The organism is Microbacterium sp. 77mftsu3.1, assembly GCF_900100525.1.
Taxonomy (GTDB): domain Bacteria; phylum Actinomycetota; class Actinomycetes; order Actinomycetales; family Microbacteriaceae; genus Microbacterium; species Microbacterium aquilitoris.
Genome location: NZ_FNCR01000005.1, coordinates 111,062 through 123,930 on the forward strand (window position 1 = coordinate 111,062; position 12,869 = coordinate 123,930).

The 12,869-nt window shown below is 71.8% G+C and carries 10 protein-coding genes; 7 read left to right on the forward strand and 3 right to left on the reverse strand.

Features of this window, described 5'->3' with window-relative positions:
* Positions 1-119: 119 nt before the first annotated feature.
* Together BLR68_RS13475 and BLR68_RS13480 are read left to right on the forward strand one after the other, a co-directional pair.
* A complete protein-coding gene (locus BLR68_RS13475; protein WP_051082768.1) occupies positions 120-2,603 on the forward strand; it encodes an alpha/beta hydrolase-fold protein in 2,484 nt (827 codons plus the stop codon).
* A gap of 52 nt (positions 2,604-2,655) precedes the next feature.
* The gene (locus tag BLR68_RS13480) at positions 2,656-3,699 is read left to right on the forward strand and encodes an LLM class flavin-dependent oxidoreductase (RefSeq protein WP_018185591.1); all 1,044 of its coding nucleotides are present in this window, start codon (positions 2,656-2,658) and stop codon (positions 3,697-3,699) included.
* A gap of 25 nt (positions 3,700-3,724) precedes the next feature.
* On the opposite strand, the gene pheA is transcribed toward BLR68_RS13480, so the two are convergent.
* Entirely contained in the window at positions 3,725-4,687 is a 963-nt protein-coding gene (gene pheA / locus BLR68_RS13485) for a prephenate dehydratase (protein ID WP_018185592.1), read from the reverse strand.
* Positions 4,684-5,607 carry an EamA family transporter gene (locus BLR68_RS13490; protein ID WP_018185593.1) on the reverse strand — a complete coding sequence of 308 codons (924 nt, stop codon included), beginning with the start codon at positions 5,605-5,607 and terminating at the stop codon, positions 4,684-4,686. The genes pheA and BLR68_RS13490 overlap by 4 nt, the downstream gene beginning before the upstream one ends.
* Positions 5,608-5,680: 73 nt before the next feature.
* On the opposite strand from BLR68_RS13490, the gene BLR68_RS13495 reads away from it, so the two are divergent.
* From BLR68_RS13495 to galE, 3 genes are all read left to right on the forward strand, one after another.
* Positions 5,681-6,616 carry a LysR family transcriptional regulator gene (locus BLR68_RS13495; RefSeq protein ID WP_018185594.1) on the forward strand — a complete coding sequence of 312 codons (936 nt, stop codon included), beginning with the start codon at positions 5,681-5,683 and terminating at the stop codon, positions 6,614-6,616.
* Between the two features lie 62 nt (positions 6,617-6,678).
* On the forward strand, positions 6,679-8,319 hold the full coding sequence (gene pgm / locus BLR68_RS13500; RefSeq protein WP_026302755.1) for a phosphoglucomutase (alpha-D-glucose-1,6-bisphosphate-dependent): 1,641 nt from the start codon (positions 6,679-6,681) through the stop codon (positions 8,317-8,319).
* Positions 8,320-8,381: 62 nt separating this feature from the next.
* Positions 8,382-9,359 (forward strand): UDP-glucose 4-epimerase GalE, encoded by a 978-nt coding sequence (galE, locus tag BLR68_RS13505; protein ID WP_018185596.1) that lies wholly within the window; start codon positions 8,382-8,384, stop codon positions 9,357-9,359.
* 19 nt (positions 9,360-9,378) lie between these two features.
* Here the strand turns inward: galE and BLR68_RS13510 are convergent, their stop codons facing one another.
* Positions 9,379-10,317 carry a LacI family DNA-binding transcriptional regulator gene (locus BLR68_RS13510; protein WP_018185597.1) on the reverse strand — a complete coding sequence of 313 codons (939 nt, stop codon included), beginning with the start codon at positions 10,315-10,317 and terminating at the stop codon, positions 9,379-9,381.
* Positions 10,318-10,438: 121 nt separating this feature from the next.
* Here BLR68_RS13510 and galT point away from each other — a divergent pair, with 121 nt between their 5' ends.
* Complete coding sequence (gene galT, locus BLR68_RS13515) at positions 10,439-11,629, forward strand: galactose-1-phosphate uridylyltransferase (RefSeq protein WP_018185598.1); 1,191 nt, start codon at positions 10,439-10,441, stop codon at positions 11,627-11,629.
* A complete protein-coding gene (gene galK, locus BLR68_RS13520) occupies positions 11,626-12,804 on the forward strand; it encodes a galactokinase (RefSeq protein ID WP_018185599.1) in 1,179 nt (392 codons plus the stop codon). The genes galT and galK overlap by 4 nt, the downstream gene beginning before the upstream one ends.
* The last annotated feature ends 65 nt before the right edge of the window (positions 12,805-12,869 follow it).

The window sequence follows — 12,869 nt, forward strand, 5'->3', positions numbered from 1 at the left end:
CGACGTGACGGTGCGACTCTCTGTGTGCACGTTCACAGCATTCTCATCGGTGATTCCGTGAACGTGCACAGTCACAGCCGGGCAGAGACGCCCGGCATCCCACAAGGAAGTAGGAGTCCGTGCATTCTCACGTTCCGCGGCGGCGCCTGGCCGCCGTCACCGCAGTGGCCGCGGCCGCGGCATCCCTCTGCATCGCCGTTCCCGCTTCGGCGGCGACGCCGGTGGCGACCGCCGTCGCGGCAGCCAGCGACGCTCCCGCCTCCGCCGGTTCGACCGTCTCGCTCGACCTCGCCGGCACCTGGAAGTTCGCCAAGGGCGACGACCCGTCCTACGCCTCACCGGAGTTCGACGACTCGTCCTGGCAGGACATCACCGTCCCCGGCGACGGCACGCCCTTCGACGACTACGACGGCTTCGCCTGGTACCGGCTCGACTTCACCCTCCCCGCGGACGCCTCGGGGACGAACCTCGTCGCCTCGCTCGGGTTCCTCGACGACGTCGACGAAGCCTTCCTCAACGGACAGCGCATCGGCGGCTCGGGCACGATGCCGCCGGCTGCCAGCAGCCAGTGGTTCGAGAAGCGTCTCTACCCCGTTCCGGCCGACGCACCGAACTTCGGCGGCGAGAACACCCTCGCGGTGCGCCTGTACGACATGAACGGCGGCGGCGGCTGGTACGAAGGACCCGTCGGGATCTACTCGAAGGATGCCGTCCGCGCGAACGTCTACGGCATCACCGGGCCCCGCGCCTCGGCCGCGCAGTCGGCCGCCGTGGCGGATGTCCTCGAGGCGCAGAAGACCGCTCTCGCGGCCGGCGATGTCGACGCGTACCTGAAGACGCTCGACAAGAGCTACTTCCACGACGGCCGGTCGAAGGACCGGCGCGCCCGCGAGCTGCGCGACTGGATGAAGGAGTCGGGCTCCCTCACCCTCACCGACAGCGAGGTCGAGGTCGTCACCGGCGAGGACGGCGCCCTCGTCGTCGACACCAACCGGACGATCACGGGCACGCGTGACGGCGAGCCGTACACCTTCCAGCCGGCATCCCAGCAGTTCCTCCACATCGACGGGACCACGCTCCGCGAGACCGGCAACGATTCCCGGTTCTTCCGCGAGACGGTGGATTCCGACCTCGAGGGTCAGCCGCGCGAGTTCGCGACCTACCTGCCCCCGTCCTACCTGAGCGAGCCGAACCGCGAATACCCGGTCGTCTACCTGCTGCACGGCATCAACGGCGGCAGCCGCGAGTGGGAGCCGCGCGACATCGACGACGTCCTCGACGGACTGTGGAAGCAGGGTCTCGCCGAATCGATCGTCATCATGCCCGACGGCGAATCGCTCTGGTACTCCGACCAGCCGAACGGCGGCACGCCGTGGCGCAGCATGTTCCTCACCGAGATGGTGCCCCTCGTCGACAAGGAGTACCGCACCCTCGAAGGCCGCGATTTCCGCGCCCTCACCGGCGTCTCGATGGGTGGCTTCGGCGCCTGGTCGCTCGGCCTCTCGAACCCGGGGATGTTCTCCTCCATCGCGTCGCACATCGGCTCGCTGAGCTACTCGGGCTCGGCTCTGCCCACGCCGCTGAAGCAGGCCGGCGACATGACCACGAAGCAGCTGAAGAAGTTCGACTTCTACTTCGACGCGTGCGAGTTCGACGAGTACCGCTTCGACGACGCCGCGCGCTCGATGGACACGATCCTCACCGACAAGGGCGTGCCCCACACGTGGGCCGTCTACCCCGAGGGACGTCACAACGACGCCTGCTGGATGCCGCACCTGAAGGACTCGTTCGGCATGCACTCGACGCACTTCCGCGAGGCGGGCCTCCGCGAGGACTACGTGAAGCCCGTGATCAGCGCCCCGGCATCCACCACCGTCCGCTTCGGATCGGCGTTCGACGCCCTCGCCGGCGTGACCGCGCGCGACGAGGTCGACGGCGACCTGACGGCTTCGCTGAAGGTCCGCGGCACGGTCGACACGAAGAAGCTCGGCACGTACACCCTCCAGTACACGGTGAAGGATGCCGCCGGCAACCGCGCCCGCGTCGACCGAACCGTCACCGTGGCACCCGTCACCCTGACGGTCGGCACCCCGACCATCGGCGGCACCACGACCGTGGGCTCCACCCTCACCGCGAAGCCGGGCACGTGGACGAAGGGCACGGCCTTCTCGTACCAGTGGATGCGGGACGGTGCGCCGATCAGGGGCGCCGTCACCGCGACGCACCGCCTGACGGCATCCGACCTGCGGGCTCGCATCTCGGTGCGGGTCACGGGAACGCTGGCCGGCTACACGACGGCCGCGAAGACGTCGGCCGCGACCGTCAAGGTCACCGCGGGCACTCTGCGGGCGGCGACCCCGACGATCACCGGCGCCGCGAAGGTCGGCGCGACGCTGACGGCGCGCGCCGGCACCTGGACCGAGGGGACGCGCCTGTCGTTCCAGTGGCTGAACGACGGCACGGTGATCCGCGGGGCGACGGCGGCGACCTACCGAGTGACCTCCGCCGACCGCGGCCACGCGATCTCGGTGCGGGTGACCGGCAGCCTCGGCGGATACGAATCGTCGACCCGCACGTCGAAGACGGTGCGGATCGCCCGCTGAGTCCACCGCGGCGCGGAATGCGCCGCCCCCGGCCGGGGTTGCAGTTCTCGATATGAGCACTGCGACCCCGGCCCTTTCCGTTCTCGACCTCGTCCCCGTCCGCACGGGACAGACCAGCAGCCAGGCGATCACCGCCTCGATCGCGCTGGCGCAGCGCGCCGACGACCTCGGCTATCAGCGCTACTGGTTCGCGGAGCACCACAACATGCCGGCCGTCGCGTCGACGACGCCGCCCGTGCTCATCGCCGCGACCGCTGCCCGCACGCGCCGCATCCGGGTCGGGTCGGGCGGCGTCATGCTCCCCAACCACTCCCCCCTCGTCGTCGCCGAGCAGTTCGCGGCGCTCGAAGCCCTCGCACCGGGACGCATCGACCTCGGCATCGGACGGGCGCCCGGCTCCGACCCGGTGATCACGCAGCTGCTGCGCCAGTCGGGCACCACGAGCGACGTCGAGCGCTTCCCGAACCACGTCACCGACATCCGCTCGCTCGTCTCGTCCGAGGGTGCGACGCTGCGGTTCACCTCTGGTGGGACCTACGACGTGCACGCGACGCCCGCCTCGACGAGCGCGCCCGAGGTGTGGCTGCTCGGATCGAGCGACTACTCCGCGCAGCTGGCGGCCGGGATGGGCCTGCCGTACGTCTTCGCCAACCACTTCTCGGGCGACGGGCTCGAGCGCGCGCTCGACCTGTACCGGGGCCAGTTCCAGCCGTCCGAGACACTGTCGGCGCCCCGGACCTTCGTCACGGCCAATGCCGTCGTCGCCGACACCGACGAGCAGGCCCGCGCCGCGGCCCTGCCGCAGGCCCGCATGATGGCACGCCTGCGCGGCGGCAAGCCGCTCACGGCGCTCGAGACCGTCGAGCAGGCCGCATCGGCTGAGGCATCCGACGGCCTGGCCGCACCCGTCTTCGACGCGATGATGTCGCGCTGGTTCGTCGGAACCGGCCAGGACGTGCGTGCGCGCCTCGCCGAGTTCGCCGCCCGCCACGGCGTCGACGAGGTCATGGTGTCGCCCGTCGCCGGTGCGACCGACGCCGAGCCGATGGACGCCGCGCCGTCCCGCATCCGGACCCTGGAGCTCCTCGCCGCTTGAGCCTCTCGCCGCGGGCGGGGCGGGGTCAGGCCCCGGGCTCGCCCGAGACGAGGCCGCGCAGCCAGTCGCGGGCCTCGACGAACACCTCGTCGGAGTACCGCTCGGGGTAGCGGACGATCGCGCGGTCGGCGCGGGGATACGAGCCGAGGTACAGCACGCGGGGCGAGAAGCGCCGGAGCCCGAGGAGGGCATCGGCCATGCGCTCGTCCTCGATGTGCCCGTCGGCGTCGATGACGAATCGGTAGCGACCGAGCTCGTCCCCGATGGGGCGCGACGCGAGCAGCGACAGGTTGATCCCCCGCGTCGCGAACTGCTCGAGAAGCTCGAGCAGGGCACCCGGGTGGTCCTCCGGCAGCTCGACGATGAGCGACGTCTTGTCGGCACCGGTCGGCGCGGGCGGCGGCGCGGTGCGGCTCACGAGCACGAACCGCGTGACGGCGTGGGCGTTGTCGCCGATCTTGTCGGCCAGCAGCTCGAGGTCGTGGAGCTTCAGGATGCCGGGAGGAGCGATCGCGGCATCCGCGGTAATCGTGCCCTCGACGACGCCGACGGCCGCTGCGACGTTGCTGGCAGCCGGGATGTGCGAGTGTTCGGGAAGGGTCCCCGTCAGCCACGTAAGGCACTGCGCGTAGGCGACCGGGTGGGCGGCGATGACCGACACGTCCTCGAGCCGGACGCCGGGCTTCGCGACCAGCACGAACTCGACGGGGACGAGGTACTCCCCCACGATCCGCAGGCCCGGAACCGTCGCAAGGGCGTCCTGCGTCGTCGAGACGCCGCCGTCGACCGAGTTCTCGATGGCGATCATCGCGGCATCCGATCGCCCGTCGATGACATCGGCGAGTGCTTCGCCGACGTTGCGGACGGGACGCCAGTTCTGGTCGCGGGCTTCGGGGACCTGCGCGAGGGCGGCCTCGGTGAAGGTTCCGGCGGGGCCGAGGAAGCTGTACGTGCGACGGGTGGGGGCGGCCGGGGGCTCGGATGTCACGCGGACAGCCTAGTGGGCACCCCCATGGGCACGACCGCCCGCGGCTGACCCTGGCGACGACGGATGCCGCTGACCAGCACGCCTGCGACGAGCAGGGCTCCGCCCACCACCTCCCCGATGCTCGGCGCTTCGCCCAGAAGCAGCGCGGCGGCGGCCATCGCGACGACGGGGGCGAGCAGGATCCACGGCACGACGGCCGCCGACGGGTTGCGTCCGAGCAGCCCGTTGAACACCGCGTAGGCGAACAGGGTGCAGAGACCTGCCGTGTAGAGCGTGGAGATCACGGCCTGCGGGCCGATGGCGGCGAGCCCCGCGCCGATCGCGGCGGGCCCGTCGATGACGAACGACAGGGCGAGCGCGGGGACCGGCACGACGAGCGACGACCACACCGTCAGCGACAGCGTGCCGCCGCGGCCGACACCGGTGACGACGCCGGCGCGTCGCGAGATGACATTGCCGACGGCCCACGACAGCGCAGCGGCGAGCGCGAGGCAGACGGCGAGGACGGGGGCGTCGCCCCCGCGGAAGAGAGCTACGATCGCGAGGCCGACGACGCCGAGACCCACGCCGACGACCTGCATGACGGAGGGGCGCTCACGCAGGGCGATCGCGGCGATCACGATGGTGAAGACGGCCTGCGCCTGCATGAGGAGCGCAGCGAGCCCGGGGCTCAGCCCGAGCGCGAGCGACGTGTAGAGCAGGGCGAACTGGCCGAGGCTCATGAACAGGCCGACCCCGACGATCACGCGCCACCCCGTCTGCGGCCTCGGCACCACGAGGACGGCGAGCGCGACGACGGCGAACCGGATCGCGGCGAACAGCAGGGGCGGGATGCCGCTCATCCCCCAGTCGATGACGACGAAGTTGAGCCCCCACAGCGAGGCGACGAGGGCGGCGAGGAGCATGTCACGGCGGGTCACGGGACCAGTCGACCGCACGGTATCCATGAAGGACAAGCGATCATTCCGCGACCAGAATCGGTAGCATCGCTTCATGATCGATCTGGAGGCCGTCGTCTCGCTGCGCGCCGTGGCGACCGAGGGCAGCGTCGCCGCCGCGGCCGCGGCGCTCGGCTTCACCCCGTCGGCGGTCTCGCAGCAGATCAAGCGGCTCGAACGCGACACCGGTGTTCCGCTACTCGAGCGCGTCGGCCGCGGCGTCGTCCTCACCGAGTCCGCGACGCGTCTCGTCGTCTCGGCGACGCCGATCCTCGCCGACCTCGAGCGGGTGCGCGCCGACCTCCACGGCGCCGGTGAACCCGACCGGGTCGCCGGCGAGATCCGTATCGGGGCCTTCTCGACGGTCGTGCGCGGCGTCATGGTGCCTCTGCTGGCGGACCTCGGCCGGCGGCATCCCGACCTGCGCCTGCCCCTGCGCGAGAGTGAGCCCTGGGAGACGGTCGCCCTCGTCGCGTCGGGCCAGCGGGACCTCGGCATCGTGCACCGCTGGGGGAATGTGGCTCTCGCGATCCCCGACCACCTCGTCGAGGTTCCACTGTTCACCGACGTCGCCGATGTGATCCTTCACCGCGACCACCCGCTCGCGGCCCGTGCCGAACTGCGGCCCGAGGAGATCGGCGGCGAACCGTGGGTCGCGACGTTCGAGTCGACCATCTGCCGTCAGTGGCTGCGCCGCCTGTTCGACGGCGTGGGTGGAGCGCCGAGGATCGTGCACGAGTCGATGGAGTTCGAGAACCACCTCGAGATCGCCCGCGCGGGCATCGCCGTCGCGCTCGTCCCGCGACTGGGGCGCCCGCCGCTCGGGCCGGACCTCGTCGCGATCCCCACCGTCTCGCCCGAGTCGATCCGCGAGGTGTCGGCGATCCACCGGCGGACGATGGCGGACTCGCCGGCCCTCCGGACGGTGCTCGACGAACTGGCCGAGCACGCAGCGGGGATGACGACCGACTCGGGACGCCTGCCAGCCTGAACAGCCGGTGCGGATCCGCGACACGCAGGCACCGTCGCCGCGTTCCCTGGCAGACTGGGCGGATGAGCCGCGCAGGACAGCCCGCCGAATCCTCTGATCTCATCGATGTGGACGCGCTGATCAACGCGTACTACGACCTGAAGCCCGACCCCGCCGTCGCCGCCCAACGGGTCGCGTTCGGCACGAGCGGCCACCGCGGCTCCTCACTGTCGCGCAGCTTCAACGAGGTCCACATCCTCGCCACGACGCAGGCCATCGTCGACTACCGCGCCGCGCAGGGCATCTCCGGTCCTCTCTTCCTCGGTCGCGACACGCACGGACTCTCGCTGCCCGCGGAGCACACCGCGATCGAGGTCCTCGTCGCGAACGGCGTCGACGTGCGCGTCGACAGCCGCGACTCCTGGGTGCCGACGCCGGCCCTCAGCCACGCGATCCTCACCTACAACCGGGGACGGGACGAGGCGGATGCCGGTCGTGCCGACGGCATCGTCGTCACCCCCTCGCACAACCCGCCGCGCGACGGCGGGTTCAAGTACAACCCTCCGCACGGCGGCCCGGCCGACACCGACGCGACCGGCTGGATCGCCGACCGCGCGAACGAGCTCATCGAGGCGGGCCTCGAGGGCGTCAAGCGGGTCCGCCACGCGGACATCGACGACTCGACCCTCGGCGAGTACGACTTCCGCGAGGGCTACGTCGCCGACCTCGCCTCGATCATCGACGTCGAGGCGATCGCCCGCGCGGGCGTCCGGATCGGCGCCGACCCGCTCGGCGGCGCCTCGGTCGAGTACTGGGCCCTCATCGGCGAGCGCTACGGCCTCGACCTGACGGTCGTGAACCCCGAGGTCGACCCGACGTGGAAGTTCATGACGCTCGACTGGGACGAGAAGATCCGCATGGATCCGTCCTCGCCCTCGGCGATGGCCTCCCTCGTCGCCCGCCGCGACGAGTTCGACATCCTGACGGGCAACGACGCCGACGCCGACCGCCACGGCATCGTCACGCCCGACGCCGGCCTCATGAACCCGAACCACTTCCTCGCCGTCGCGATCGACTACCTGTACGCGCACCGCGAGGGATGGCCGCAGGATGCCGCGATCGGCAAGACCCTCGTCTCCTCGATGATCATCGACCGCGTCGCCGCGTCCCTCGGTCGGACCCTTCTCGAAGTCCCCGTCGGGTTCAAGTGGTTCGTCCCGGGGCTCCTCGACGGCTCCGTCGCCTTCGGCGGCGAGGAGTCGGCCGGCGCCTCGTTCCTCCGCAAGGACGGCACGGTCTGGACGACCGACAAGGACGGCATCCTGCTGTGCCTGCTCGCCGCCGAGATCCTCGCAGTCACGGGCAAGACCCCCTCGCAGCGCTACGCCGAGCTCGAGGCCGAGTTCGGGGCATCCGCTTATCAGCGCGTCGACGCCCCCGCCTCTCCCGAGCAGAAGGCTGCACTGTCGAAGCTGTCGGGCGACGCCGTGTCGGCGAGCGAACTCGCCGGCGACCCGGTGACGGCGAAGCTGTCGCACGCCCCGGGCAACGGTGCCGCGATCGGCGGCCTCAAGGTGCAGACCGAGTTCGCCTGGTTCGCCGCGCGCCCCTCAGGCACCGAGGACGTGTACAAGCTCTACGCCGAGAGCCTGAAGGGCCCCGAGCACCTCGCGCAGGTGCAGGAGGAGGCCCGGAAGGTCGTCGCGGCGGCGCTGGGTTCCTGAGGCCCGCAGCGCTGGGCTCCTGACGTCCGGCCGGTCGGTCCCGCGCCAGTAGGCTCGGCATCATGAGTTGGCTCGTCACCGGAGGCGCCGGGTACATCGGCGCGCACATCGTCCGCGCTCTCGCCGAGGCGGGTCTCGACCCGGTCGTCCTCGACGACCTCTCGAGCGGGGACGCCTCGTTCGTCCCCGAGGGAGTGCCCTTCGTCCAGGGCACGATCCTCGACCGCGAGCTCGTCGCGAACACCCTGCGCGAGCACGGCGCCGAGGGTGTCATCCACGTCGCCGGCTTCAAGTACGCGGGCGTCTCGGTGCAGCGCCCCCTCCACACCTACGAGCAGAACGTCGAGGGCACGCGCGTCGTCCTCGCGGCGATGGCGGATGCCGGTGTCTCGAACATCGTGTTCTCCTCCAGCGCCGCCGTGTACGGCACCCCCGACGTGGCGCTCGTGACCGAGGATCTGCCCAAGCGTCCCGCCTCGCCCTACGGGGAGTCGAAGCTCATCGGCGAGTGGCTCCTCGCCGCGCAGGGCGTCGCCACGGCGGCATCCGATTCGCCCCTGCGCCACACGGCACTGCGGTACTTCAACGTCGTCGGCTCGGGAGACCCGTCCGTGTACGACATGAGCCCGCACAACCTGTTCCCGATCGTGTTCGAGATGCTCATCGAGGGGAAGACGCCGCGCATCAACGGCGACGACTACGACACCCCCGACGGCACGAACGTCCGCGACTACGTGCACGTGTCGGACATCGCCGCAGCGCACGTCGTCGCCGCTCAGCGCCTGAGCGCCGGCGAGCCGGTCGAGCCCGCCTACAACCTGGGGTCGCAGAACGGTCTGTCGGTCCGCGAGATCATGGATGCCGTCGCCCGCGTCACCGGCATCGACTTCACACCCGAGATCGCCCCCCGCCGCGCCGGCGACCCCGACCGCATCGTCGCCACCGGCGAGCTCGCCGCCCGCGACCTGGACTGGCAGATGCGCTACACCCTCGACGAGATGGTGCAGAGCGGCTGGGAAGCCCGCCGCAACGCCGGCTGACCGCTCCCGGTCGCCCGCGTCAGCCCGATGCGCGGGCGATGAGCATGGTCGGGACGACGGTCCGCGTCGCGGGCGCGCCGTCCAGCGTCGCCGCCAGTGCGGCGACGGCGGCCTCACCGAGGGCGTCGAAGTCCTGGCGGACGGTCGTCAGCGGCGGGCGATAGTCGGCGGCGTCCGCCACATCGTCGAACCCGACGACGGCGACGTCGTCGCGACCGGCCTCCGCGAGCGCGCGCAGCACGCCGAGCGCCATCTGGTCGTTCGCGGCGAAGACGCCGTCCACGGCAGGATCCGCCGCGAGCGCCCGGCCCGCCGCGTGACCGGATGCCGCGCCCCAGTCCCCCCGCAGCGGTTCGGGCACGCGCGCACCGTCGTGCGCCGCGCGCCAGCCGCGCTCGCGTTCGTCCGCCGCGAAGGAGCCCGCGGGGCCGGCGACGTGCGCGATCGTCCGGCGCCCGGCATCCCGCAACCGTCGGGTGGCCGCCTCGGCGCCTCCCGCGTGATCGGACTGGACCGTCGCGAACCCTCCGCCGGGCGAGTCGACCGCGACGAGCGCGAGACCCTCGGGCCGCGTGACGCCCTCGGCGATCGCCGTCGCCTCGTTGAGCACGATCGCGCCGTCGACGCCGAGATCGTGCAGGCGGTCGAACGCGGCGGCGATGTCGGCGGGCCCGGTGAGGGCGACGAGGGTGACCGCGAGTTCGCGACGGGCGGCGGCGGATGCCACGGCCTCGAGCATCCGCGAGTTGCCGACGGTCGCGAGGGTCGCCACGATCACGCCGATCGTGCCCGAGCGCCCCGTGCGCAGGGTCCGCGCGGCGCGGTGGGGTCGATAGCCGAGGTCCGCCATCGCGGCCTCGACGCGGGTGCGGGTCTCGGGGTCGACGCGCGGGCTGCCGTTGACGACGCGTGAGACGGTCTGCCCCGAGACGCCGGCAGCCGCGGCCACGTCGGCCATAGAGACGCGTCGCTGCACGGCATCCCCTCCCGCCCCGGATCTCGCCCCCGCGAATGCGTGCTGAACTCCGGAGGCTCGTGTGATGTTGACGATAACATAGTCGTTCGGCTACCGTGTTGACGTGAACACACCGGAGAACGGCACGCCGACGCACGCCCCTGCCGAGACGAGTGACCTCGGCGCCGGCGTCGTCAAGCGCAGCACCCGCCTGGCCGACGGCCGCGAGCTGATCTACTTCGACGATCCCGGGACGACCCTCGGTGCCGACCGCGCCGTCGACACCCGCGACCTGGGTGGGCGGCCCGAGACCGCCACGATGCGGCAGGACATCCTCACCGGCGACTGGGTCTCGGTCGCCGCGAACCGGCAGAACCGCGCGTTCCTGCCGCCCGCCGAGCTCGACCCGCTCGCGCCGCAGACCGACACGAACCCTTCCGAGATCCCCTCGGTGTACGACGTCGCCGTCTTCGAGAACAAGTCGCCGTCGTTCGGCCCCGCCCTTGCCGAGGCCACGGACGACGTGCCGGCGGCGATCGACCCGCCGCGCGGCCTCGACGACCTCACGCACCTCGGCCTCGGCCGCACCCGTACGAGCGTCGGCCGCACCGAGGTCGTCTGCTTCTCGCCCGAGCGCACCGGCTCGTTCGGCACCCAGTCCGTGACGCGTGCTCGCACCGTCATCGAGGCGTGGGCCGACCGCACCGCGGCCCTCTCGGCCCTTCCCGGCATCGAGCAGGTCTTCCCGTTCGAGAACCGCGGCGAGGCGATCGGCGTGACCCTGCAGCACCCGCACGGGCAGATCTACGCGTACCCCTACGTCACGCCCCGGACGACCCGCCTGCTCGACTCGATCGATCGGACCGCCCCCGATCTGTTCCAGCGCATCCTCGAGTTCGAGCAGGCCGGGCCCCGCGTCCTCCTCCGCGGCGAGCACTGGACCGCGTTCGTGCCGTTCGCCGCCCGCTGGCCGCTCGAGATCCACATGCTCCCGCACCGCCACGTCGCCGACTTCGCCGGCCTGACCGGCGAAGAGAAGGACGAACTCGCCCCGCTGTACCTGCGCCTGCTGCGCGGAGTCGACGCGCTCTACGAGTCCGAGACGCCGTACATCGCCGCCTGGCACCAGGCGCCCGTCCACGTCGGCCGTGACACCGTGCGCCTCAGCCTGCAGCTGACGAGCCCGCGTCGCGCCGCCGACAAGCTCAAGTTCCTCGCCGGATCCGAGGCCGCCATGGGCGCCTGGATCGGCGACGTCCCCCCGGAGGACGCCGCCGCGCGCCTCCGCACCGCCATCGAAGGAGTCACCCTGTGACCGCTGCCGACGAGGCCCAGGGCCTCTTCTCCACTCTCACCGGCGCCGAGCCGGTCGGCCTCTGGTCGGCCCCGGGTCGCGTCAACCTCATCGGCGAGCACACCGACTACAACGACGGCTTCGTCTTCCCGTTCGCGACGCCGCACCGCACGCACGTCGCGCTCGGCCGTCGCACGGACACCCGCATCCGCGTCGTGTCGACCTTCGACGAGACGCCGGTCGAGGTCGACCTCGCCGATCTCGACGCCCTCTTCCCCGCGCGCCGCGACGAGGTCGTCGAGTGGGCCCGCTATCCGCTCGGAGTCGCGTGGGCCCTGCTGCAGGCGACCGGAACGGATGCGGCATCCGTCACCGGTGTCGACCTCGCGTTCGCCTCGGACGTCCCCGTCGGCGCCGGACTCTCGTCGTCCGCGGCCATCGAGGGCGCGACGGGTTCGGCCCTGAACGACGTGTGGGAGCTCGGCCTCGACCGCATCGCCCTCGCGCAGGCGGGACGCCGCGCCGAGAACGAAGCCGTCGGCGCGCCGACCGGGATCATGGACCAGATGGCGTCGATGCTCGGTGAGACGGATGCCGGCACCTTCCTCGACTGCCGGAGCCTCGACGCCCAGGTGGTCGAACTCGGCTTCGACGCCGCCGGACTCGAGCTCATGGTGATCGACACCCGCGTCGCCCACGCCCACTCGACCGGCGGCTACGGTGAGCGGCGCGCGGCGTGCGAGCGCGGCGCCGAGGCGATGAACGTGCCCGCCCTCCGCGACGTGCGCGTCGACCAGCTGCCCCGCGTCGAGGAGCTCGTCGACGAGAAGACCTACCGCCGCGTGCGCCACGTCGTCACCGAGAACCAGCGCGTGCTCGACACCGTCCGCACCCTGCGCGAGCAGGGACCGCGCGCGATCGGCGACCTGCTCTACGCCTCGCACGCCTCGATGCGCGACGACTTCGAGATCTCGGTGCCCGAGCTCGACCTCGCCGTCGAGACCGCACGCGAGAACGGTGCCGTCGGCGCCCGCATGACCGGCGGCGGATTCGGCGGCTCGGCGATCGCCCTCATCGACCGTGATGCTGTGCCCACGGTGCGCGAGGCGATGCTGGCGGCCTTCGCCGCCGCGGGCCACGTCGAGCCGCACGTCTTCACGGTCCGGCCCTCCGAGGGCGCACGCCACGACGGCTGAACACCCCCGGGTCGTTACGGCTGGGTAAAGCCGGGCGATCCACCCGTGCGCAGGCGGCGGGCGGA